Origin of the sequence: Bacillus sp. FSL M8-0063 (genome assembly GCF_038005545.1) — a bacterium.
Lineage (GTDB): Bacteria > Bacillota > Bacilli > Bacillales > Bacillaceae_G > Bacillus_A > Bacillus_A wiedmannii.
Genome location: NZ_JBBOTJ010000001.1, coordinates 282,984 through 306,182 on the forward strand (window position 1 = coordinate 282,984; position 23,199 = coordinate 306,182).

The following is a 23,199-nucleotide window of genomic DNA, read 5'->3' on the forward strand; positions in this document are numbered from 1 at the left end:
ATTTGTTCTCCAAAATCCTACAAAACTTGAGAAAAAAATTATTTGAATTTTTAGTATATTAATAGTGGAAACATAGTGCTACGATAAAACTACTCTTTTTCAAAAAAAATTTTTATTAGGGGGAAGGTTCATGAAAAAGAAAAGTTTAGCGTTAGTGTTAGCGGCAGGAATGGCAGTTACAACGTTTGGAGGGACAGGCTCTGCGTTTGCAGATTCTAAAAATGTGCTCTCTACGAAGAAGTACAATGAGACAGTACAGTCACCGGAGTTTATTTCTGGTGATTTAACTGGAGCAACTGGTAAGAAAGCAGAATCTGTTGTGTTTGATTACTTAAACGCGGCAAAAGGTGATTACAAGTTAGGGGAAAAGAGTGCGCAAGATTCTTTCAAAGTGAAACAAGTGAAGAAAGATGCTGTAACTGATTCAACAGTAGTACGTATGCAACAAGTATACGAAGGAGTACCTGTATGGGGATCTACGCAAGTAGCTCACGTAAGTAAAGATGGTTCTTTAAAAGTATTGTCTGGAACAGTTGCGCCTGATTTAGACAAAAAGGAAAAGCTGAAAAATAAAAATAAGATTGAAGGCGCAAAAGCAATTGAAATCGCGCAGCAAGATTTAGGTGTAACACCGAAATATGAGGTAGAACCAAAAGCGGACTTATATGTATATCAAAATGGTGAAGAAACAACATATGCATACGTTGTAAATCTAAACTTCTTAGATCCAAATCCAGGAAACTACTATTATTTCATTGAAGCAGACAGCGGTAAAGTGTTAAATAAATATAATAAACTTGATCATGTAGCAAATGAAGATAAGTCACCAGTTAAGCAAGAAGCTCCTAAACAAGAAGCGAAGGCGGTTGTAAAGCCTGTAACAGGGACAAATAAAGTGGGAACTGGTAAAGGGGTATTAGGAGATACAAAGTCGCTTAATACAACGTTATCTGGATCATCTTACTACTTGCAAGATAATACGCGCGGAGCAACGATTTTTACATATGATGCGAAAAATCGTTCAACATTACCAGGAACATTATGGGCAGATGCAGATAATGTTTTCAATGCAGCGTATGATGCAGCGGCAGTAGATGCTCATTACTATGCAGGTAGAACATATGATTATTATAAAGCTACATTTAATAGAAACTCTATTAATGATGCAGGAGCTCCGTTAAAATCGACAGTTCATTACGGAAGTAAGTATAATAATGCGTTCTGGAATGGCTCACAAATGGTATACGGAGATGGAGATGGTGTAACGTTTACTTCATTATCTGGTGGAATTGATGTAATTGGTCACGAATTAACGCATGCTGTTACGGAAAACAGCTCAGATTTAATTTATCAAAATGAATCAGGAGCGCTAAATGAAGCAATTTCTGATATTTTTGGTACTTTAGTAGAATTCTATGATAACCGAAACCCAGATTGGGAGATTGGTGAAGATATTTATACGCCTGGTAAAGCAGGAGATTCGCTTCGTTCTATGAGTGATCCGGCGAAATATGGTGACCCAGACCATTATTCTAAGCGTTACACTGGTTCAAGTGATAACGGTGGAGTTCATACGAACAGTGGTATCATTAACAAACAAGCTTATTTATTAGCAAATGGCGGTACGCATTCTGGTGTAACTGTAACTGGTATTGGTAAAGATAAGTTAGGTGCAATTTATTACCGTGCAAACACACAATATTTCACGCAATCTACTACATTTAGCCAAGCTCGTGCTGGTGCAGTACAAGCTGCAGCTGATTTATATGGTGCGACTTCTGCGGAAGTAGCAGCAGTGAAGCAATCATTTAGTGCTGTTGGTGTAAACTAAGGGTTTAAGAGAGTATTATTAATAAAATACTTCAAAAATAAAGAAGGAGCCTATGCTCCTTCTTTATTTTTTTCTCCATTTTTTCCACAAATAAAACAATCCAACACACCCTGCGATTGTTACAATCCACTTTGCTTCATTCGTTCCATTTATGACGTGGTAGGCAGAATATACTTCAATCAATAAGGCCGGTATTTTCCCTATTGTGCTGGCAATACTGAAAGAGAGTAGTGACATTTTGCCTAGAGCGGCAAATAAGGTAACGATACTTGATGGGATGAAAGGTATGAATCGAAACGATAGAACGAGTAGAAAGGCCTCTCTACCTTCTACATAAAGTAGGCGTTCTACCTTTGGATACTTATTTACTTTGTTGTGAGTGAATTTCTGAAGGCCTATACGATAAATATAAAACGAGATAATAGCCCCTAATGCCTCACCTGCGATCGAAATAATAGTTCCGTTTGTTACACCAAAGAGCTGTATGTTAATAGCGGTCAAAAAAATACTAGGGATAAAACCTAAAAGACTGATGATGATGTTAATTAAGATACTAAGTGGAATTGCGATTGAATAATAGTCTGTTAAGAAGTTTTGAATTGTTTCAGCCATTGTTTAAAATCCTTTATCTTTTTTTGCATTACACCATATTTCTATTGTGTAGGCAAGTGCAAATTTACATAATGTAGGAAACTGTTGATAAAACACTGTTTATATACCTTATATAGGTATTGGGTATATAAAATGAGGGGTATATTTTTCTGGTTTGGAAAACACTAAACAAACCCTGTATTTACAGGGTTTTCTCGGTTTTTTAAGTGGTGTTTTAAGTCGGGAAATAATCGGTAAAATATAGGGGTATATTTCGGAGAAGTTCCAAAATAGTGGTTTGATGAAATTAGGGTGGTAATATGGCAAAATTGATGAGGAATTTTAAAAATGTATATGTTTTTTCGTTGTGAAATTGACTTTTAGTGAAGTTGCGATAATAATCATGGAAGAGGTGATATGATGAAACGAATAAGTAGTCTTCTCTTGAGTAGTTTATTGGCATTAATGCTGATCTTAAGTGGATGTGCAGGAAAAGAACAAAAAACAGAGAAACAAACAGGGAATCAATCGACATCAGTAGAAAAAATTAGTGATAATATTTTAGATGAAATGGAAGGGCCACCTAAAAATGGTCATACGATTGAAAGACATGTAGGAAAATCAGAAGAGGATTTGAAGAATCGCTTGAAGACAGATAAAGTATCAGCGGCAAGTACATACTATGATAAGGAAACAGCGACGAAAGCTGTAAAAGATAGTTTGAAGCAGCATGATAAGGAAATTCAAGATTGGTTAAAAAATTCTAAAGAGGCTCGTCTCGTATTAAATACAACTCATTCATTCCCAGTTGGAAAAACGGTAATAAAGAAAAATATGAATGTAAAAGACAAGTTAGTAAAAACTGTTACTGTTTTGGCGAGAGATAAGTCAGGAGATTTAGGATATAAGATCATTACTTCTTATCCATCTGATAAATAAGAAGGGGGAGTAAATATGTATACGACATTACAATATTTTCTCAAATCGTATTGTACGTTAAGTATCCATGAGGATGAAATAGTAGGCGTGATGGAAGAGTTTATAGAGCAAGAAGATGAAGAAATTGTTTTGAAATTACGCGATGAATTATTATATATGAAGAAAAAGAACGCTTGGGAAGAGGCGTGCGTATTAGCTGCGAAGCAAGGAAATCGCATGTGGTCTTTAGAAGAAACGAAAGACCATCTTGAAGCTTTTTTACTATTATTGCAAAAGAAAAAGGCGTGAATAGATCACGCCTTTTTTGTTTGCCAATTTGATGGTGTCTCATTGTGTTGGGGCACTTTTATATACGCTTTTTGAAATTTGTCCATTTGATACTACTTCACCGTTTTGTGTTACCTTTTTATACGTAACCGCTGTTATTTTATCACCAGTTCTACTAACTACTTGAGAAGAAACTTCAACATTTTTACCAGTATTTGTACCAAAAATGCGAGTAGTAATACTACCGCCATTTGAAAATGCTTGAATATAAATATGATTGCCTGTATTGTTTTTAAATTTTAAATCCGGACCATAATCTGCCACTGCTGCATCTTGCCCAAGTGGTAAATAATTTACGGGCATAGAATGATTGCTTCGAGAAACAATTCCTAAATCTGCTCTTAAAGCAGCGCTATATAAAGTGCTACTAACTTGGCAAACGCCTCCGCCTGCACTTTGTATAACTTTACCTTGTGAAAATACTGCTGCGGATTTATAACCATGGGCAGCATCCGTTACGCCAACGCGGCCATTAAAACTAAACGTTTCATCAGGTGCGACAATAACTCCACTTAAAGTATTAGCTGACTTATTTACGTTATAGGACTGGTTTCCATTCCGACCAGCCATTGGAGTTGAATATTCAGCAATTACTTCTTTAATCCCCATTTTTTGTATATCTTCTGTAGAACGCTCAGGTTTTAAGAGTGTAACTGGTAATGTAACGTCCGATGAGCCAGAAGTAATGGCCTGCTGCGTTAAATCAGTTAATTTTCCTTTATCAATTTTTTCTCCATTTTGACTTTGGCTAATATGTACTGTAGAGCCTTCAACACTTAATTCTGCATTAACAGGATTTTTTAATGTGTCATTATATTTATCCTTCATAAAGCTTTCATAAGCAGTTGTATTTAATTGAGCTGTTAATTTATAGTCACGTTTTAATTCACCGTTTTCGGCCTGCTTCCGCATTTGGTAACGATTCATTGCGTTTCCTTCTTGTTCTTTAAAGATTTTGTCAATAATATCTTTTTCCTTATAATTTATCCCTAAATCTTTCCATGTGTACGTTTGTTTATCATTTTGGAATATGTAGGTAAGAGATTTTTGGTCTAATTCAGTTACCTTTTGATTAATAATTGCTTGAATATCTTTTTTATTTTTTCCATCGAGAGAAATACCTTCAAATGTAGTATTTGGTAATGCAGTAGTATCTAATTGATTATTTAGTTTGGATACATATTGATATCCACCAACACCGCCTACACAAAGTAATATGCCTCCAGTAATTGCAGAACCGATCAGTATTTTACTTAGCTTCATGTATTTCCCCCCAGAAATTTTTGTATAAATATATGTATTACATTTTTTGTATAAAAATGATGAAAATAACATTATGTACGTACTAGTATACTATTATTTCCACTATGTGTGTAATGTTTTTATAAAAAACGTTACACTGTTGTAATAATTGTCTCTTTTTGTCACAATATGCACGAGAAATATGTTGAAAATTATAATAAAAAGGCTGACTAGAAAGATCTAGCAGCCTTTTTATTATAATTTTTTATGTTCATTTTTATTCGTAACACCGAGGTGTTCTTGTAGTGTTGTCGAAATATTATTGACGCTTGTTTCATTTGGAACGTAATAATAAATACCACCTATATATTTATCAGTACCTTCTACTTGCAGTTTGTCCATTTTTAAATTGGAATCCATTGAATTTTTGGCAATTGTCATCATGTCATCAAAAGTTAAATTTGTTTTTAGGTCTTTATCGACAGCGTCTAATAGGCCACCGATTTTATTAATAGAATTAAGAGAAAGTGCTTTTGCAGCAATAGCTTCTAAAACAAGCTGTTGTCGTTGACCGCGCATATAATCACTGTCGATATGACGAGTTCTAGCTAATGCTAATGCCTCTTCTCCATTTAAATGTTGACGTCCTTTTTTCAGATGAATAGCATCTGCTTCGTCTTTACTATTTTGTTCTGTAAACTCAACCGGAACATCGACAGTAATACCACCAAGAGAATCGACAATTTTGATAAATGATTTAAAGTTGAATTTTACATAGTAATCAACTGGAACATCTAAAAATTTCTCCACGGTATCAATTGTGCTATCCACACCACCGAATACGTGCGCATGTGTAATTTTATCGTATTTATCACGTGATTTAATGTAGACACGTGAGTCACGTGGAATGCTGACAAGTTTAACAGATTTATCGTTTTTATTAATTGTTGCAAGTAATAGCGCATCCGTACGAGTTGCTTTTCCGTAATTCTTGTCCCTAATATCACTTTCATCAACACCCATAATAAGTACGGAAATGTTGTCAGTCATAGGTTTCACGGCTTTTTCACGTTTGCTGGATTTATCCCCGCGGCCCAGTTCGGAATAGGCATTACTTAATACAGACTTTGCTTTACTGTATATATGGAAGGAGTAACCTCCTGTTCCAAGTGCTATAATCAGTAATGGAATAAGAAGGAACCAGAGTAGGCGTTTTTTCTTTGAGTGTCCTTTTTTGGCTCGGGTGTCTTTGTTCATATCGGATTTCATCATTTTTCTCCTTTAAAGCTATCAAAGTGTATACATCTAGAAGCACATTCAAACACATAAAAAATATTGTACGCTAAAAAAAAGCGATTGTACATGTATAAAAAATAGATGTCTTGATTATTTATAAGACATCTATTCGTTATTGTATACAAAAGATAGGGATAAGAAAATGATAAAATTTTACCTAATTACAACATAATGCTTACGATAATTGCAGATAAAATGCTAACGAGGGTAGCTCCATATAGTAATTTAAGGCCAAATCTGGCAACGACGTTTCCTTGTTCTTCGTTTAATCCTTTTACTGCACCTGAAATAATGCCGATAGAAGAAAAGTTGGCAAAAGAAACGAGAAAAACAGAAATGATTCCCACTGTACGGGGAGAAAGGCTATTAGAAATTTTACTAAGGTCCATCATTGCTACAAATTCATTCGTTACAAGCTTCGTTGCCATAATGCTACCAGCTGTGACAATTTCAGAACTTGGTACACCGATAAGGAATGCAACAGGTGCAAATACGTAGCCGATTAATTGCTGGAAAGTAATACTGAATATAATGAGGAATAGGTCATTAATGCAGCTAATTAATGCGACGAATCCGATGAGCATAGCGCCGACAACGATGGCTACGCGAAAGCCATCTAGAATGTATTCTCCAAGCATTTCAAAAAAGCTTTGCTTTTCGCCTTTAATTTCTAAAATATCTTCGTCATCTTTAACGTCGTAAGGATTGATGATGAGTACGATAATAAAACCACTAAATAAATTGAGAACGAGTGCGGTTACTACATATTTAGGCTCGATCATTGTCATATAGGCACCTACGATAGACATAGATACGGTTGACATGGCAGAAGCACAAAGTGTATAAAGACGGTGTTTTGGAATTTGAGCTAATTGCTTTTTAACTGTAATAAAAACTTCTGATTGGCCGACAATGGCAGAGGCGATAGCGTTGTAAGATTCTAATTTCCCAAGACCATTTATTTTGCTAAGGAAGTAACCGATCCAATGAATAAAAAATGGTAGTATTTTGAAATGTTGTAGTATACCAATTAAGACGGAAATGAAGACAATTGGTAATAATACAGTAAGGAAAAATGACATTTCACCTTTATTTGCAAGACCGCCAAATACAAAGTTTATACCATTAGCAGCATACTCGAGTAGCTTTGTAAACAGACTGGAAATGACCCGAATAAGTATGAGGCCGATTTCTGTATTTAATAATAAATAGGTTAAAATCAACTGTATAATAAGCATGATGAAAATTGGTTTAAATTTAATATGTTTCTTATTGTTGCTAGCAATATAAGCAAGGAAGAAAACAACGATAAGTCCCACGAAAAAAGTAATAAATTTCATAGTAAGCCCCCTAAAAGAGATATTCTGCTATATATGTTTTTCATTTCAAGGGAGAATATGCATCTTTGGTAAAGAAAGGAATAGAGAGAGCATGAAAATATGTAGAGTGCACCACGTTGCAATTATTTGTTCGAATTATGAACTGTCAAAGGATTTTTATACTCGGATATTAGGTTTTAAAGCGATAAATGAAGTATATAGAAAAGAACGAGATTCTTATAAGTTAGATTTATGTGTAGGGGAAGAGTATCAAATTGAATTATTTTCATTTCCTAGTCCACCTGAGCGCCCAAGTTTTCCAGAAGCAGCTGGACTTAGACATTTAGCATTTGCTGTTACAAATATAGAAGAAGCTGTAAACCATTTAAAACAATGCGGTGTGGAGACTGAAGCGATACGTATGGATGAAATTACGGATAAAAAATTTGTCTTTTTCCAAGATCCTGATGGCTTGCCTTTAGAATTTTATGAGGCTTGAAATTGGTGAATTTTATATAGGGTTGCTTTCAAATAAATGAAGAAACTAAAGTGAAACTTCTTTTTTAAAGGAGGTGTAACTTTAGCTAAGAAAGCTAAAGGACATATGTGGATATTTTAAAATTATTGATGGTAGCCATCCTTATTGCGTTAACAGCATTTTTTGTGGCTGTTGAGTTTGCAATTATTAAGGTGCGTAGCAGTCGTATTGATCAACTCGTTAGTGAGAAACGACGAGGAGCATTAGCAGCAAAAAAAGTAACTTCGAATTTAGATGAGTATTTATCAGCATGTCAGTTAGGTATTACAATTACTGCTTTAGGGCTTGGGTGGTTAGGCGAGCCGACTATAAAACATTTACTCGAGCCGTTGTTTTTAAAACTACACCTATCTCCTGCAATTGCAAGTACAGTTTCATTTATTATTGCCTTTGCAGTTATTACGTTTTTACATGTTGTCATTGGTGAACTTGCTCCGAAGACGCTCGCTATACAAAGGGCAGAGCAAGTTAGCTTATTATTATCGAAGCCAATTATTTACTTTTACCGAGTAATGTATCCGTTTATTTGGGCTTTAAATGGTTCTGCAAGGCTTGTGACAGGGTTATTCGGATTACATCCGGCTTCTGAACATGAAGTTGCTCATTCGGAGGAAGAATTACGATTAATCTTATCCGAGAGTTATGAGAGCGGAGAGATTAATCAAAGGGAATTTAAATATGTAAATAATATTTTTGAATTTGATAATAGAGTAGCAAAGGAAATTATGGTACCTCGTACGGAAGTTGTAGGTTTATATGAGGACGAACCATTTGAAACACATATTAAAATAATCGCACAAGAAAAGTACACGAGATATCCCGTATTTGGTGAAGATAAAGATGAAATTATCGGGATGGTGAATGTAAAGGATTTATTTATTCGTTATATGGATGGTAATCGAGCCGAGGGGTGCTCGATTACGCCATATACAAGGCCAGTTATTGAAGTGTTAGAAAATATCCCTATTCATGATTTGCTATTACAAATGCAAAGAAAACGAATTCCATTAGCTGTATTATATGATGAATATGGTGGTACAGCGGGAATCGTTACACTAGAAGATATTTTAGAAGAAATTGTTGGAGAAATCCGAGATGAATACGATGAAGATGAACACCCGCCTATAGAGCATATAAGTGAAGGGTGTAAAATCGTAGAGGGAAAAGTGCTTATTAGTGAAGTGAATGATTTATTTGGCATACACTTAATCGCTGATGATGTAGATACAATCGGTGGCTGGATTATGGTACAAAAGCAAATCGTTGCTGAAGGAGATAATATTGAAAAACACGGCTTTTCTTTTAAAGTTCTTGAAAAGGATATGCATCAAATTAAACGAGTGGAAATAAAGAAGGTAGAAGAATGATTTTCTATAAATTTTTATAAAAGATATATATAGAAAAATAAATGTTTGCGCTTTCAAAAAAGGTGCTATATAGTGAAGGTGGATACTGAAAAATTCTTCTAAATGATACTCGTATTTTTAGAGGGCGGATTTTTTAGATAAGGATTTAGAATGAAAAGTATAGGTGATGAAAATGATAGCAACGAAGGATATACGTATAGAAAAAGATTTTTTAGGCGAAAAGGAAGTACCGAGTATAGCTTATTATGGGGTACAAACATTACGTGCTGTAGAAAACTTCCCGATTACAGGATATCGTATTCATCCGTCACTCATTACGGCAATGGCAATTGTGAAAAAAGCGGCGGCACTTGCAAATATGGATACTGGTTACTTAGCTAAAGACATTGGACATGAAATTGCAGAAGCAGCGCAAGAAATTGTTGATGGAAAATTCCATGATCAATTTATCGTGGATCCAATCCAAGGCGGTGCTGGAACTTCTATTAATATGAATACAAATGAAGTAATTGCTAATCGAGCGTTAGAACGTATGGGATATGAAAAAGGCGAGTATGCGAAAATTAGCCCAAACACGCATGTAAACATGGCTCAATCAACGAATGATGCGTTTCCAACGGGAATTCATATTGCAACTCTTATGATGTTAGAAGAACTTCTTATTACAATGGAAGAACTTCATGCTGCTTTCCGTGCAAAAGCAAAAGAGTTCGACCACGTCATTAAAATGGGGCGTACACATTTACAAGATGCTGTTCCGATTCGTCTTGGACAAGAATTTGAAGCGTATAGCCGAGTGCTTGAACGTGATATAAAAAGAATTAAACAGTCTCGCCAACATTTATATGAAGTGAACATGGGGGCGACAGCTGTTGGTACGGGATTAAATGCAAACCCTACGTACATTGAACAAGTAGTTAAACATTTACGAACATTTAGCGGATTCCCACTTGTTGGTGCAGAGCATTTAGTTGATGCAACGCAAAACACAGATGCATATACAGAAGTATCTGCGGCATTAAAAGTATGTATGATGAATATGTCTAAAATTGCGAATGACCTTCGTATTATGGCATCTGGTCCACGTGTTGGATTGGCAGAAATTCAATTACCAGCTCGTCAACCAGGTTCATCTATTATGCCAGGTAAAGTAAATCCTGTTATGGCAGAAGTAATTAATCAAGTTGCTTTCCAAGTAATTGGTAATGATCATACAATTTGCTTAGCATCAGAAGCAGGCCAATTAGAGTTAAACGTAATGGAGCCTGTACTTGTATTTAATTTAATTCAATCTATTAGTATTATGAATAACGGATTCCGTGTATTCCGTGAATATTGTATTAAAGGAATTACAGCAAATGAAGAATTGCTGAAGCAATATGTTGAGAAAAGTGTTGGAATTATTACAGCAGTTAATCCTCATATTGGTTATGAAGCAGCATCTCGTATTGCACGTGAAGCAATTGAAACAGGAAAATCTGTTAGGGAGTTATGTTTAGAACATGGTGTACTGACAGAAGAAGAATTGGATATTATTTTAGATCCATTCGAAATGACGCATCCTGAAATTGCTGGAGCTTCTTTATTAAAGAATAAGAAGATGTAATGTGAAAAAACACCGATCCATTTGGATCGGTGTTTTTTTTTTAAAAGATATTAAATACAGAGTTTAATTGAAGTAAGCTAATAATAGCTAGGAAGATTAAACTGTATTTCATTGCTGTTTTAAATAGGGCAGATTCTTTACCAACTAGTCCAACTGCTGCACAAGCAACTGCCACAGATTGTGGTGAAACCATTTTTGCCATTGTACCACCTACTACGTTTAATGCAACAAGTGTAGAAGGAACGATGTTTAATTGATCTGCAGTTACTGCTTGAAGCGGTGCGAATAATGAACCACTTGATACTACTGATCCTGTAATGAATACGCCAATCCATCCTAAGATTGGAGAAAGAACTGGGAATGCATTACCAGTAGAAGAGAATGCAAGTCCAAGTGTAGATGACATACCAGAGTAGTTCTCTACGTAAGCTAAAGCGATAACGCTACAGATTGTATATACTGGAGCTTTTAGTTCTTTCATTGTTTCTACTACTAATTCTTTAACCATTTTACCTTTTACGCGGTACACGATAAGTGAAACGATAATTGCCAATACGATTGCAGTAGTTGTAGAAGAGAATACATCGAACTTGAAAACAGCTGCGAAAGGTGTATCAGCTTTTGTAATTGGTGTAGTTTTCATAACAGCATTATGAAGACCAGGGAACTGAATGTTAAATACTAAGTTTGCTAGTGCACCATCTGGAGCAAATAAAGCTTTAATTGGTTTTAAATTAAAGATTGTTACGAATGCAGTTAAGAATACGAATGGAGACCAAGCATATAAAATTTGATTGAATGTATGAGATTCTTGTTTTTCTTGTTTTTCTTCTTTAGTAGAAGATTTTGGTTGCCAAACACGTAAGAATAATGCTAGAGAAACCATACTTACAACGGCTGCGAAAATATTAGTAAGTTCTGCACCTAAGAAGTAAGTCACAAGGAACTGAGTAATAGCGAAAGAAGAACCACTTACAAGAATACCTTGCCAAGTTTCTTTAATACCTTTAATTCCATCAACCATTGAAACAAGTAAGAAAGGTAAAACAATACTAATGAATGGTAAAATAAGAACAGTTTGACGACCGATAGTTAATGCGTCTAGCTCAGTTAATTGTGCTGGTACTGTAACTGGGATACCCATGGCACCCATAGCACCACCAGCGATGTTAGCTACTAAACAAATACCCGCTGCTTTTAATGGATTAAAGCCCATACCTACAAGTAATGCAGCTGTAATAGCAACTGGAACCCCTAGACCAGCTGCGCCTTCTAAGAAAGCACCGAAAGAATAAGCGATTAATAATACTTGTAAACGTTGATCATTTGTAATGCTTGAAATACTATCACGAATGATGTTGAATTGCTCTGTTTTAACAGTTAATTTGTAAAGGAAAATTGCTGCGATAACGATAGTACAAATTGGATAAAATCCAGATAAAACACCGAATCCGGCAGATGCTACAGCTACGGTTGCTGGCATTTTATAAACGAATATAGCAAGAATAATAGCGACAATCACACTGTAAAGACCAGCCATGTAACTTTTCATTTTCAGTCCCATTAAACAAATGATGAAGCAGAAAATTGGAAGTGCTGCGATTAGTGCAGATAACCAAATATTGTTTAATGGGTCATAAATTTGTGTCCAAGTACTCATAATAATGACAACTCCTATCTATTTTATGTGAAGAAATTCACATTATTTGTGAAACAATTCACAATCAACTTACATGCTTAGTATATTCTCCTTCAACACTATTGTCAACGTAAAAAAGTATAATTATTCCATAATAGTGTTAAAAGAATGCTTTGTTCATAAAGTAGACAAAAAGCACACTCAAATAGATTTGAGTGTGCTTTTTGAAGTTATTTCGATATTATTTTGTTTGTTCGTATATCATTGATTCTATATATTAGATGACGTCTTTACATCAAGTATATAGGGTGTTGGAATACTTAAGCTTTGATAGGTGGTCACATGCTCGCCCGAGTTGATCTAGTAAGGCAGAGAAAGCAAATGCATTTAATAGGAAGGATTTCATCACAGTCCAAGCTATTGAATACGAATTTAAAAAGAAATAAGTTAATTTTTAATGTTACAGTATCTCTTTTTACTGAAAATTCCTTTTAGAATAACAAAGAGGTTAAATATAACCCAAATACGTTACGATAGGTTATCAATTATAGACAGTATTTTACAATATCATTACTGTACGTTGCAGTGAGGTGAAAATATAACAAAAAGCCTGATAAAACAACGTTTGTAAGCAAAGTATTCATAGCCCTTACTTTTGCTTTTTCATTATATCATATAGTATAATATTCAAAATCAGCAAGGAATTTTTCCTGAATTCTTTTCTGATAAAGATGGAAAAAATTTTCAGCTTTATAGGTTGATAAAGTTATGTCGTAACAGGAAATATAAGAACAGATATATAAATAAATAAAAAGAAAATAAAAACGAAAATGAGGGGAACTTTATGAGCCAAAATCAATTCGAATGTCGTATTTCAGAAGAAGATGTACAAATGTTAAGAGCGTTAGCGCATCCGTTACGTTTACGCCTAGTAATGGAACTAATGCAACGTGGAACTTGTAACGTAACACAATTACAGGAAGTGTTAGAAATTCCACAATCAACGGTTTCGCAACATTTAACGAAATTAAAACAAAATAAAGTAGTGCGCTTTGAAAGACGAGGACTAGAAGTGTATTATCAAATTCATAATGATAAAGTAAGTGAAGTTGTAAAAACATTATTTTCTTAAAATTTGAATATTATGGAAAAAGACGTATGGGATCTACGTCTTTTTTTATTTGTAAGAAAGGTGATATGAGAGTAAATGTTAGCATGTAAGGAAGAAAAGGCTATCAATTAACATGTTGTTATATGGAATATATTCTAAAGGGAAAAGAAAAGATAGAAGGGAGTGTAGTAAGGAAAAGGAGGAATAGTAGTATGGATGTAAAACGTGTGAAACAAATCTTATCTTCTTCAAGTAGCATTGACGTTACATATGAGGGCGTACCAGTATGGATTGAGAGCTGTGACGAGCAGAGTGGAGTTGCTCAAGTAATGATGTATCTAATCCTGGAGAAAGCGTTCACGTGAACGTGACGGCTTTAGAGGAGAAGTAATAGAAAAGACGCTTCTAAAGGTTTAGAAGCGTCTTTTTATTTCTTATTCCATCATATGTGCAATTTTCTTAGAGAACATAAGAAGTACTAATCCTAGCACGATTACGATAACACCGATGCTTGCGAATACTTCTAAATATCCTAAAGATTGAGTGAAAGCAGCTAATTGTCCTGCTAATAAGTTTGCGAAGCCAGTACCAGCTAACCATACACCCATTAATAATGATGCTAATTTAACAGGAGCGATTGCACTTACCATAGAAAGTCCGATTGGTGATAAGAATAATTCACCGATTGTATGGAACATGTAAGTGAATACAATGAATAGTAAGTTTGCTTTCATTGCAATGTTACCTTCATCGCTACCAGTTTTTAATACAGCTAAAGTTAGTACTAAATATCCAATCCCTAGTAAGATCATACCAAATGCCATTTTTGTTGGGATTTTTAAGTCACCATTTTTCGTTTTTGAAAGTTTAATCCATAATGCAGAAACCGGTAATGCTAGTAAGATAATGAATAGTGGGTTTACAGATTGGAACCAAGGTGTTGGAATTGTAAATCCACCAATTGTACGATCCACGAACTTATCTGTGTAAAGTGTTAAAGAACTACCAGCTTGTTCAAATCCTGCCCAGAAGAATACAACGAAACAAGTTAAAATTAAAATCGCAGTTGTACGCTTTTTCTCTTGTGTTGTTAAAGGTTTTTTCTCAATTGCTTTTGCATTTTTTTCTTTAGATTGTTTACCGACAACAGTTGTTCCGATAGATCCTAAGTAACGAGGTGCTAAGAAATTAAAAGCAAGCTGTCCAATGATCATACCGATACAAGCTGTTAAGAAACCGTATCTATAATCTGCGAAGTAACCGCAAATGAATGGAGCGATAAGAGCCCCTAAGTTGATTCCCATGTAGAAGATAGTGAAGGCACTATCACGACGAGAATCGTTTTCGCTATATAATTGACCTAATAAAGTCGAAATATTTGGTTTGAAGAATCCGTTACCGATAACTAATAATCCTAATCCTAAAAATAGTCCAGTTTTCGTATTCATTGAAAATAGTACAAAGTTACCAATTGCCATAATGATACCACCAATAGTAATGGCATGGCGTTTCGTAATGAAGTGGTCAGTTAACCAACCACCGATAATTGGTGTGAAGTATACTAACATTGTGAAAATACCGTATATTTGTACAGCAACTGCTTTATCAAATCCTAAACCGCCGCTTACTAAGCTCGTTGTTAAATAAAGAACTAATAAGCCACGCATTCCGTAATAACTAAATCTTTCCCATGCCTCTGTAAAGAACAACAAATATAATCCTGGTGGATGTTTTTTTGGTGATTGTTGCTCTCCAGCTTTGTCTAATTTTAAAGCTGCATCCATGTTTGTTTCCCCCTAATTCTGTATAACGGATATTTATGTAATTATTTTAATTCACAAAATATTTAGAAGTCAATAGAATTATATGGAAATAGAAAGAAAATTTCTGAAAAAAGTTCTATTTTTCTTCGACCGTTACTGTATTTTGCCCTGAAAACGAGATGATAAGCGTTTTCAAATGTAATAATTGAATTCTAAAAGAAAATAAAATAGTGATTAATCAGAAAATTTAGATTAAAATATTTATTCTGATATAGAGAAAATATATTCTATTTACTTTTATAATATAACATATTGGGAATAAAAATACAAAATGAAATAATGTGACATTTAAGTGAATTGAAAAATAACCAGCTCCATAGAAGAGGAGCTGGTTAAGGAAATATTATTTAACAAAGCGTTTTTCGATATCATCTAATAGTAGGTTAGCAGCCATTACACCACCGGCTGTATTCCAAATAACGTCGTCAACTTTGTATGCTTTACCGTTTTTCACTGCATTTAAATTTTTAAATAGAGGATCATTGATATATTCTTTTTCTAATTCAGAACCTTTTTTCTCGTTTCCTTTATCGAATGTGAAGTAGAATAATACATCGCCGTCCATTGCTGAAATACGTTCTTTAGATACGTTACGCTCTGCAAAGTCATCTTTATTTTGATCTCCAGGACGTTTAAATCCAAGTTCTTTTAAAATAACACCAGAGAATGTATCACCGTGATAAATACGAACATCACCAGGCATAAACCGAACCATAGAGATTTCTTGATTTACTTTATCGCCTAGTTTAGTTTTTAAATCTTTCATACGTTTATCGTAATCAGCTAAAACCTTTTGACCTTCTTTTTCTTTATTTAATGCTTTTGCATAAAATTTGAAGTTATCTTTCCATTCACCACGTAGCGTTTCAGAGAACACAGTAGGTGCAATTGCCTTTAGTTGCTCGTACACTTTTTCGTGACGCATTTTGTTACCGATAATTAAGTCTGGTTTTAAGGAAGCGATTGTTTCCACGTTCACTTGCCCTTCATCACCAACAACCTTTACATCTTTCATTTTATCTTTAATATGTGGATACCATGGATCACCAGTCCAAGATTTCACAGCCCCAACTGGTTTTACACCTAACTCGAGTAAAGCTTCAGTGCCTTCATTTGTTAAAATAACTACACGTTTTGGACTAGCGGGAACTTCTGTTTTACCCATTGCATGTTCCACAGTAATCATTTCTTTTTTCGTATCTTCTTTTGATTCTTCTTTCGTATTTGATTTTCCACAAGCACTTAAAAGTAGTGAAAAGGCTAGTAAAAATACAAATACTGTAAACGATTTCTTTTGCGCGAATTTCATTATGTACCCCCTACATACTGAGAAGTTTTTTCAATAGCAAGCATGATATTAAGCTTTTATCTTTTGATTGTCAATACATATCAATGAAAATAGTTCTCATTATCGTTGACAATGAGAATTAAGTTGAAATACACTTACAACGTATCATTATACATTGAAGGGGAAACGCTGCATGTTATTAAAAACAAATCAAGCAAAATGGATTGGGTTATTTGTTGGAATCATTGCAGTCATTATTTGTATTTGGGGAAGTATTATTTTCGGATATACAAATACGAGTTGGAAATTAGCGTTAGATGCTTTTTTCCATTTTAATGGTTCCAATGAACATATTATTATTCAAAATGTGCGTCTACCAAGGGCACTAATTGCAGCTAGTGTTGGTGCTAGTTTAGCCATTGCTGGTTGTCTTATGCAAACTTTAACGAAGAATCCACTTGCTTCTCCAGATTTTATTGGATTAAATTCAGGCGCTGCGTTTTTCATAGTTGTAGCAATTGTGGTTTTTTCTGTTACATCATTGTCAGCTTTTACTTGGATTGCCTTTTTAGGGGCAGCAGTTGCTGCAATCCTTGTATTCGCTTCTAGTTCTTTAGGAAAAGAAGGGACAACGCCTCTTAAGTTAACATTAGCAGGGGTCGCAATTAGTGCGTTATTTTCATCATTAACACAAGGATTACTTGTGTTAAATGAAAAGGCGCTTGAAGAAGTATTATTTTGGCTTGCCGGATCTGTGCAAGGAAGAAAGTTAGAAATTTTACAATCTGTATTCCCATATTTATTAATAGGCTGGATCGCATCTATTATGATGGCAGGAAAAGTAAATACATTGATGATGGGGGAAGACGTCGCGAAGGGGCTTGGACAACGAACAATTTTAATGAAATCATTCGTGTTACTTATTATTGTCCTGTTGTCTGGTGGTTCAGTTGCAGTCGCTGGTCCGATTGGATTTATTGGTATTATTACTCCGCATTTTGCCAGATTTCTTGTTGGAGTAGATCACAGGTGGAGAGTACCGTATAGCGGGTTGTTAGGTGCAATACTATTAATCTTAGCTGATATAGCAGCAAGATATGTCATTATGCCACAAGAAGTACCGGTAGGGGTTATGACAGCATTTATCGGGGCACCATTCTTTATTTATATTGCACGTAAGAGAGGGCTTAGCAAATGAAGAAGTATATTCCGTTTCGTATAGGAAAAGGCGGGCTCTCGTTTTTAATGTATAAACGAGCTTGTCTCGTCTTATTCAGTTTACTAGTTGTTTTAATAGGATTATTTTTTGCGAGTGCAGGTATGGGAGACATGAAAATTGCTCCTTATGATGTATGGCAAGCAATCACTGGAAATGGCGATGCGATGTCTAATATGGTTGTAAATAAGTTTCGTATGCCGCGTATTTTAATTGCCATCCTTGTAGGAATCGCACTTGCAGTAGCAGGATGTATTTTACAGGGTCTCGTTCGAAATCCACTGGCTTCTCCTGATATCATTGGGATTACAGGTGGTGCAAGTGTTGCAGTTGTATTATTTTTAGCTATATTTAGTGATAAAAATAATGCGCTAACCGTAAGCATTCATTATATGCCGTTAGCAGCCTTCGCTGGGGCAACGATTGTAGCGCTTTTTGTATATTTATTTGCATGGAGAAATGACGGATTATCACCGATTAGTCTTGTTTTAATTGGTGTTGGTTTTTGGGCATTAACGAAAGCGGCAACGACTTTGTTTATGTTGTTAGCGCCAATTTATCAAGCGAGTCAAGCGAATGTATGGATTACAGGTACTGTTTACGGTTCTTCATGGCAAAACGTTATGGTGCTTGCGCCGTGGGTTCTCATTTTAACGGTAATAGCATTTATAGCTGCTAGGCATTTAAATGCGCAAGAGCTAGGGGATGATATTGCGGTAGGACTTGGTGTTCCTTTAACGAAGTCACGCGTATTCATGTTATTACTGAGTACAGCTTTAATTGGTGGCGCAGTTGCCTTCGCCGGAGGAATTGGGTTTGTCGGTTTAATGGCACCTCATATTTCACGAAGACTAGTTGGTTCTTTATACGGTGCATTACTCCCAGTTGCGGCTATTGTTGGTGCAATTTTAGTACTTGCTGCAGATTTAATCGGGCGTACAGTTTTCACACCACTTGAAATTCCAGCAGGGGTATTTACATCAGCAATTGGTGCACCTTATTTTATTTATTTACTTTATAAAAGTCGGAATTCATAAAGGGAGATGAATATGCAAAAAGCATTGGAGACGAAACGTTTGACGCTGTCTTATGGTGAAGCAATTATTATTGATGAGTTGAATTTAGAAATTCCAAAAGGCGAAATTACAATCTTTATCGGTTCTAACGGTTGTGGAAAATCAACTTTATTACGTTCACTAGCTAGATTATTAAAGCCAACAACTGGTGACATTTTGCTAGATAATCAAGCCATTCAAAGTATGCAAACGAAGCAAATCGCTCGTCAAATGGCAATTTTACCGCAAGGACCGCAAGCGCCAGAAGGGCTTACAGTATTGCAACTTGTAAAGCAAGGGCGTTATCCATATCAAACGTGGCTGAAGCAATGGTCAGAAAAAGATGAGGAAATGGTACAAAAAGCACTCGCAGCAACAGGTATGACAGAATTTGCTGAGCGTGATGTGCATGCTCTTTCAGGTGGACAACGACAACGTGCTTGGATTGCAATGACGCTTGCACAAGATACAGATATTATTTTACTGGATGAGCCTACTACATATTTAGATATGACTCACCAAATTGAAGTGCTAGATTTATTATTCGAATTAAATGAAACAGAACAAAGAACAATTGTTATGGTATTACACGATTTAAATTTAGCATGCCGTTATGCAGATAATATTGTAGCCATTCAAGATAAACAAATATATGCACAAGGTAAGCCGGAAGAAGTAGTAGATGAGAAGCTAGTACGTGATGTATTCCGAATGGAATGTCAAATCAGTACGGATCCGTTATTTGGGACACCACTTTGCATCCCGCATGGAAAAGGAAGACGTGTACGTAAAGAGGTTGCTCAAGTAATGAGTTAAATAAAAAAGGCGATGAGGATTCATCGTCTTTTTTATTTGCGGCAAGAAAATAAAAGGAAGAGGGGAATTCGTAAACGTCGTTCATATTCTTCTTCACTCTGAAAATAAGTTTGATTTGGTGTGGCTTCTTTTATGTTTGTAATCGTAAACCCGGCTTGTTGTAACAATGTAAAATACTCTTCTGTTGTACGATGGTATTTAATAACTTCTTGGTCAATCCATGGCTCAACCCGTTCGCCAATTTTAAAATAATCATCGACGAGCCAGCTCGTTCTTTTCCCGCTCGTTTGCAAGCTTTCAAATGAAGAGGTAATAACAGGGTGTTGAACACTAAAAGTAAAGGTTCCATTTGTTTTTAAAGCTTCGTACACATTTTGAAAAATGATAGGAAGATGTTCAATATAATGTAAGGCGAGTCTAGACGTTACTAAATCAAAAGTAGAAGGAGGGTATGTGTAGTCTTTGAGGTTTAAACAATGGACGGTTCCATTTTTATTTTCTAGTTGTTTTTTAGCTTTTTCATACATAAGTTCGGAGCCCTCAATACCAGTGTAAGAGTGGCAGCCATTCTCTAATAATTCCTCGCCAAACTTGGCGTCACCGCAGCCTAAATCGAGGATTTTCTTTCCTTTCACATCACCAATGAGTTGAAAGAAGGCTGGTTTTTCAAGTGATTCATTTGGGCTATTTTCTCGGTATCTTCGTTTCATATATTGTTCAAAAAATGCTTCGTTATTATATACATCAGATTCAGTAAATGCCATGATTGAAGCCCCCTTAAATATTTTTTTTATTCTACCAAATATGAAAAGTAAATGATAGATTTCTTGTAATGAATCATATATAATCTAGAATTGTAAGCGGTTACTTTAAACTATTTTTCTATAATAAATCCTGAAAACGTGTTAAGCTAGTAGAGGGATTATTAGAACTATTAAGACAATAATTCGCTTACATGAACGATGGGAGGCTTCACAATGTCTAGTAAAACACTTGCGAAATTTTTAGAAGAAAATTTAGAGGATTTAAAATCAAAGGGGCTTTATAACGTAATTGATCCGCTTGAGAGTTCAAATGGACCGATCATTACAATTGGCGGAAAAGAATATATTAACTTATCTTCAAACAACTATCTTGGATTAGCAACAGATAGTCGTTTGCAAGAAGCAGCAATTGGTGCAATTCATAAGTACGGCGTTGGAGCAGGAGCTGTTCGTACAATTAACGGTACTTTAGATTTGCATATTAAATTAGAAGAGACAATTGCAAAGTTTAAACATACAGAAGCAGCAATTGCTTACCAATCAGGATTTAACTGTAATATGGCAGCGATTTCAGCCGTTATGGATAAAAATGATGCGATTCTTTCAGACGAATTAAACCATGCTTCTATTATTGATGGTAGTCGTCTATCAAAAGCAAAAATTATTGTTTATAAACATTCTGATATGGAAGATTTACGCCAAAAAGCAATCGCGGCGAAAGAATCAGGTCTTTACAATAAATTAATGGTAATTACAGACGGTGTCTTCTCAATGGATGGAGATGTTGCAAAATTACCAGAAATTGTTGAGATTGCAGAAGAATTAGATTTAATGACATATGTAGACGATGCACACGGTTCAGGTGTACTTGGAAAAGGTGCAGGAACTGTAAAGCATTTCGGTCTATCTGATAAAGTTGATTTTCAAATTGGTACATTATCAAAAGCAATTGGGGTAATTGGTGGATATGTAGCAGGGAAACAAAACTTAATTGACTGGTTAAAAGTTCGTTCACGTCCATTCTTATTCTCTACAGCATTAACACCGGCTGATGCAGCTGCATGTATGCGATCAATTGAAATTTTAATGGAAAGCACAGAGTTACATGATCGTTTATGGGAAAATGGCCGCTATTTAAAACAAGGGTTAAAAGAACTTGGCTTTAACATTGGAGAAAGTGAAACGCCAATTACACCTTGTATTATTGGTGACGAAGTATTAACACAAGAATTTAGTAAACGTTTAAATGAAGAAGGCGTATATGCAAAATCTATCGTGTTCCCAACTGTAGCTAAAGGAAAAGGACGCGTTCGTAATATGCCTACAGCAGCTCATACGAAAGAAATGTTAGATGAAGCAATTCGTAAGTATGAAAAAGTAGGGAAAGAAATGGGCATCATTTAAGTAACGACATCTTTTGAATAGCTTGCAAATGAGGAGTGGGGAAAATGAAAAAAATTCTAGTAACCGGTTCTTTAGGGCAAATTGGTTCTGAACTAGTAATGAAACTTCGTGATGTATACGGTGCATCAAATGTTATTGCAACAGATATTCGTGAAACAGATAGTGAAGTAGTAACGTCTGGTCCATTTGAAACGTTAGATGTAACAGATGGACAAAAACTACATGATATTGCAAAGCGTAATGAAGTAGATACAATTATTCATTTAGCAGCTTTACTTTCAGCAACAGCAGAAAAAAATCCGTTATTTGCTTGGAATTTAAATATGGGTGGACTTGTAAATGCATTAGAAGCAGCTCGTGAATTAAACTGTAAGTTTTTCACGCCCAGTTCTATCGGTGCATTCGGTCCATCAACACCGAAAGATAATACGCCACAAGATACAATTCAGCGTCCTACTACGATGTATGGGGTAAACAAAGTAGCAGGAGAATTACTATGTGATTATTATCATCAAAAGTTTGGCGTTGATACGCGCGGTGTACGTTTCCCAGGTTTAATTTCTTACGTAGCTCCTCCAGGAGGCGGAACAACTGATTATGCGGTTGAAATTTATTATGAGGCGATTAAAAAAGGCACATACACCTCATACATTGCAGAAGGAACATACATGGATATGATGTACATGCCGGATGCTTTACAAGCGATCATTTCATTAATGGAAGCTGATCCAAGTAAACTTGTGCATAGAAACGCGTTCAATATTACAGCGATGAGCTTTGAACCAGAGCAAATCGCAGCATCAATTCGTAAACACATCCCGACGTTTACAATGGATTACGCTGTAGATCCTGCTCGTCAAACAATCGCTGATAGCTGGCCAAACTCTATTGATGCAACAGCAGCAATGAAAGAGTGGGACTTTAAAGCAGAATATGATTTAGACAAAATGACAACGGACATGTTGGCTAAGTTAAAAAAAAAGCTCACAGCTGAGTTAGTGATGAATTAATAGGAAGGGTCGATTCT

20 protein-coding genes and 1 pseudogene are annotated in these 23,199 nt (G+C 35.4%); 13 read left to right on the top strand and 8 right to left on the bottom strand.

Translation table 11 applies throughout. The features are described 5' to 3' along the window. Nucleotides 1-130: 130 nt before the first annotated feature. Nucleotides 131-1,831, top strand: coding sequence for a M4 family metallopeptidase (locus MKX31_RS01345; protein ID WP_064477120.1), 1,701 nt, complete (start codon nt 131-133; stop codon nt 1,829-1,831). Nucleotides 1,832-1,894: 63 nt separating this feature from the next. Here MKX31_RS01345 and MKX31_RS01350 read toward each other — a convergent pair whose 3' ends face one another. After that, nucleotides 1,895-2,443 (bottom strand): TVP38/TMEM64 family protein, encoded by a 549-nt coding sequence (locus tag MKX31_RS01350; RefSeq protein WP_088046990.1) that lies wholly within the window; start codon nt 2,441-2,443, stop codon nt 1,895-1,897. A 399-nt stretch (nt 2,444-2,842) separates the two neighbouring features. Between MKX31_RS01350 and MKX31_RS01355 the strand changes: the two genes are divergently transcribed. Both MKX31_RS01355 and MKX31_RS01360 read left to right on the top strand, forming a co-directional pair. Further along, nucleotides 2,843-3,361, top strand: coding sequence for an RNase A-like domain-containing lipoprotein (locus tag MKX31_RS01355; protein ID WP_064477118.1), 519 nt, complete (start codon nt 2,843-2,845; stop codon nt 3,359-3,361). A 15-nt stretch (nt 3,362-3,376) separates the two neighbouring features. Next, complete coding sequence (locus tag MKX31_RS01360) at nt 3,377-3,649, top strand: hypothetical protein (protein WP_000288799.1); 273 nt, start codon at nt 3,377-3,379, stop codon at nt 3,647-3,649. 39 nt (nt 3,650-3,688) lie between these two features. Here MKX31_RS01360 and MKX31_RS01365 read toward each other — a convergent pair whose 3' ends face one another. The 3 genes from MKX31_RS01365 to MKX31_RS01375 all read right to left on the bottom strand — a co-directional run bounded on the left by MKX31_RS01365 (nt 3,689) and on the right by MKX31_RS01375 (nt 7,566). Then, the gene (locus MKX31_RS01365) at nt 3,689-4,951 is read right to left on the bottom strand and encodes a VanW family protein (protein ID WP_098103379.1); all 1,263 of its coding nucleotides are present in this window, start codon (nt 4,949-4,951) and stop codon (nt 3,689-3,691) included. Nucleotides 4,952-5,185: 234 nt separating this feature from the next. Continuing rightward, a complete protein-coding gene (locus MKX31_RS01370) occupies nt 5,186-6,202 on the bottom strand; it encodes an LCP family protein (RefSeq protein ID WP_304362739.1) in 1,017 nt (338 codons plus the stop codon). A 185-nt stretch (nt 6,203-6,387) separates the two neighbouring features. Continuing rightward, entirely contained in the window at nt 6,388-7,566 is a 1,179-nt protein-coding gene (locus MKX31_RS01375) for a NupC/NupG family nucleoside CNT transporter (protein ID WP_340979763.1), read from the bottom strand. A 91-nt stretch (nt 7,567-7,657) separates the two neighbouring features. On the opposite strand from MKX31_RS01375, the gene gloA2 reads away from it, so the two are divergent. From gloA2 to aspA, 3 genes are all read left to right on the top strand, one after another. After that, nucleotides 7,658-8,044 carry an SMU1112c/YaeR family gloxylase I-like metalloprotein gene (gene gloA2, locus MKX31_RS01380; RefSeq protein ID WP_340979764.1) on the top strand — a complete coding sequence of 129 codons (387 nt, stop codon included), beginning with the start codon at nt 7,658-7,660 and terminating at the stop codon, nt 8,042-8,044. Nucleotides 8,045-8,151: 107 nt separating this feature from the next. After that, the gene (locus tag MKX31_RS01385; RefSeq protein ID WP_064477113.1) at nt 8,152-9,450 is read left to right on the top strand and encodes a hemolysin family protein; all 1,299 of its coding nucleotides are present in this window, start codon (nt 8,152-8,154) and stop codon (nt 9,448-9,450) included. Between the two features lie 172 nt (nt 9,451-9,622). Beyond that, nucleotides 9,623-11,056, top strand: a complete 1,434-nt coding sequence (aspA, locus tag MKX31_RS01390; protein WP_048562862.1) for an aspartate ammonia-lyase — start codon at nt 9,623-9,625, stop codon at nt 11,054-11,056. A gap of 40 nt (nt 11,057-11,096) precedes the next feature. On the opposite strand, the gene MKX31_RS01395 is transcribed toward aspA, so the two are convergent. Continuing rightward, entirely contained in the window at nt 11,097-12,716 is a 1,620-nt protein-coding gene (locus MKX31_RS01395; protein WP_258125555.1) for an L-lactate permease, read from the bottom strand. An 823-nt stretch (nt 12,717-13,539) separates the two neighbouring features. Here MKX31_RS01395 and MKX31_RS01400 point away from each other — a divergent pair. Together MKX31_RS01400 and MKX31_RS01405 are read left to right on the top strand one after the other, a co-directional pair. After that, nucleotides 13,540-13,827: an ArsR/SmtB family transcription factor gene (locus tag MKX31_RS01400; RefSeq protein ID WP_000081429.1), complete on the top strand. Its 288-nt coding sequence runs from the start codon at nt 13,540-13,542 to the stop codon at nt 13,825-13,827. A gap of 191 nt (nt 13,828-14,018) precedes the next feature. Beyond that, nucleotides 14,019-14,197: pseudogene (locus MKX31_RS01405) on the top strand (acid-soluble spore protein H). Nucleotides 14,198-14,240: 43 nt separating this feature from the next. Here MKX31_RS01405 and MKX31_RS01410 read toward each other — a convergent pair. After that, nucleotides 14,241-15,590 carry a peptide MFS transporter gene (locus MKX31_RS01410; protein ID WP_048562865.1) on the bottom strand — a complete coding sequence of 450 codons (1,350 nt, stop codon included), beginning with the start codon at nt 15,588-15,590 and terminating at the stop codon, nt 14,241-14,243. Nucleotides 15,591-15,972: 382 nt separating this feature from the next. Next, nucleotides 15,973-16,938, bottom strand: a complete 966-nt coding sequence (locus MKX31_RS01415) for an ABC transporter substrate-binding protein (protein ID WP_088046988.1) — start codon at nt 16,936-16,938, stop codon at nt 15,973-15,975. 172 nt (nt 16,939-17,110) lie between these two features. Between MKX31_RS01415 and MKX31_RS01420 the strand changes: the two genes are divergently transcribed. Genes MKX31_RS01420 through MKX31_RS01430 form a run of 3 tightly spaced genes read left to right on the top strand, consistent with a single transcriptional unit; the run spans nt 17,111 to nt 20,004 of the window. After that, nucleotides 17,111-18,115 (top strand): FecCD family ABC transporter permease, encoded by a 1,005-nt coding sequence (locus MKX31_RS01420; protein ID WP_000925204.1) that lies wholly within the window; start codon nt 17,111-17,113, stop codon nt 18,113-18,115. After that, nucleotides 18,112-19,170: a FecCD family ABC transporter permease gene (locus MKX31_RS01425; protein ID WP_340979768.1), complete on the top strand. Its 1,059-nt coding sequence runs from the start codon at nt 18,112-18,114 to the stop codon at nt 19,168-19,170. The genes MKX31_RS01420 and MKX31_RS01425 overlap by 4 nt, the downstream gene beginning before the upstream one ends. Before the next feature lie 12 nt (nt 19,171-19,182). Then, the gene (locus MKX31_RS01430) at nt 19,183-20,004 is read left to right on the top strand and encodes an ABC transporter ATP-binding protein (protein WP_001167945.1); all 822 of its coding nucleotides are present in this window, start codon (nt 19,183-19,185) and stop codon (nt 20,002-20,004) included. Between the two features lie 32 nt (nt 20,005-20,036). Here the strand turns inward: MKX31_RS01430 and MKX31_RS01435 are convergent, their stop codons facing one another. After that, nucleotides 20,037-20,768: a class I SAM-dependent methyltransferase gene (locus MKX31_RS01435; RefSeq protein WP_064477111.1), complete on the bottom strand. Its 732-nt coding sequence runs from the start codon at nt 20,766-20,768 to the stop codon at nt 20,037-20,039. A 213-nt stretch (nt 20,769-20,981) separates the two neighbouring features. On the opposite strand from MKX31_RS01435, the gene MKX31_RS01440 reads away from it, so the two are divergent. Both MKX31_RS01440 and MKX31_RS01445 read left to right on the top strand, forming a co-directional pair. After that, nucleotides 20,982-22,172 (top strand): glycine C-acetyltransferase, encoded by a 1,191-nt coding sequence (locus MKX31_RS01440; protein ID WP_000095903.1) that lies wholly within the window; start codon nt 20,982-20,984, stop codon nt 22,170-22,172. A gap of 44 nt (nt 22,173-22,216) precedes the next feature. Then, the gene (locus MKX31_RS01445) at nt 22,217-23,182 is read left to right on the top strand and encodes an L-threonine 3-dehydrogenase (protein WP_064477110.1); all 966 of its coding nucleotides are present in this window, start codon (nt 22,217-22,219) and stop codon (nt 23,180-23,182) included. Nucleotides 23,183-23,199: the final 17 nt, after the last annotated feature.

Bases quoted from the DNA above. Each gene is read 5' to 3' on its own strand.
- MKX31_RS01345 (WP_064477120.1), top strand. From the start codon at position 131: ATGAAAAAGAAAAGTTTAGCGTTAGTGTTAGCGGCAGGAATGGCAGTT.
- MKX31_RS01350 (WP_088046990.1), bottom strand. From the start codon at position 2,443: ATGGCTGAAACAATTCAAAACTTCTTAACAGACTATTATTCAATCGCA.
- MKX31_RS01355 (WP_064477118.1), top strand. From the start codon at position 2,843: ATGAAACGAATAAGTAGTCTTCTCTTGAGTAGTTTATTGGCATTAATG.
- MKX31_RS01360 (WP_000288799.1), top strand. From the start codon at position 3,377: ATGTATACGACATTACAATATTTTCTCAAATCGTATTGTACGTTAAGT.
- MKX31_RS01365 (WP_098103379.1), bottom strand. From the start codon at position 4,951: ATGAAGCTAAGTAAAATACTGATCGGTTCTGCAATTACTGGAGGCATA.
- MKX31_RS01370 (WP_304362739.1), bottom strand. From the start codon at position 6,202: ATGATGAAATCCGATATGAACAAAGACACCCGAGCCAAAAAAGGACAC.
- MKX31_RS01375 (WP_340979763.1), bottom strand. From the start codon at position 7,566: ATGAAATTTATTACTTTTTTCGTGGGACTTATCGTTGTTTTCTTCCTT.
- gloA2 (WP_340979764.1), top strand. From the start codon at position 7,658: ATGAAAATATGTAGAGTGCACCACGTTGCAATTATTTGTTCGAATTAT.
- aspA (WP_048562862.1), top strand. From the start codon at position 9,623: ATGATAGCAACGAAGGATATACGTATAGAAAAAGATTTTTTAGGCGAA.
- MKX31_RS01395 (WP_258125555.1), bottom strand. From the start codon at position 12,716: ATGAGTACTTGGACACAAATTTATGACCCATTAAACAATATTTGGTTA.
- MKX31_RS01400 (WP_000081429.1), top strand. From the start codon at position 13,540: ATGAGCCAAAATCAATTCGAATGTCGTATTTCAGAAGAAGATGTACAA.
- MKX31_RS01410 (WP_048562865.1), bottom strand. From the start codon at position 15,590: ATGGATGCAGCTTTAAAATTAGACAAAGCTGGAGAGCAACAATCACCA.
- MKX31_RS01415 (WP_088046988.1), bottom strand. From the start codon at position 16,938: ATGAAATTCGCGCAAAAGAAATCGTTTACAGTATTTGTATTTTTACTA.
- MKX31_RS01420 (WP_000925204.1), top strand. From the start codon at position 17,111: ATGTTATTAAAAACAAATCAAGCAAAATGGATTGGGTTATTTGTTGGA.
- MKX31_RS01425 (WP_340979768.1), top strand. From the start codon at position 18,112: ATGAAGAAGTATATTCCGTTTCGTATAGGAAAAGGCGGGCTCTCGTTT.
- MKX31_RS01430 (WP_001167945.1), top strand. From the start codon at position 19,183: ATGCAAAAAGCATTGGAGACGAAACGTTTGACGCTGTCTTATGGTGAA.
- MKX31_RS01435 (WP_064477111.1), bottom strand. From the start codon at position 20,768: ATGGCATTTACTGAATCTGATGTATATAATAACGAAGCATTTTTTGAA.
- MKX31_RS01440 (WP_000095903.1), top strand. From the start codon at position 20,982: ATGTCTAGTAAAACACTTGCGAAATTTTTAGAAGAAAATTTAGAGGAT.
- MKX31_RS01445 (WP_064477110.1), top strand. From the start codon at position 22,217: ATGAAAAAAATTCTAGTAACCGGTTCTTTAGGGCAAATTGGTTCTGAA.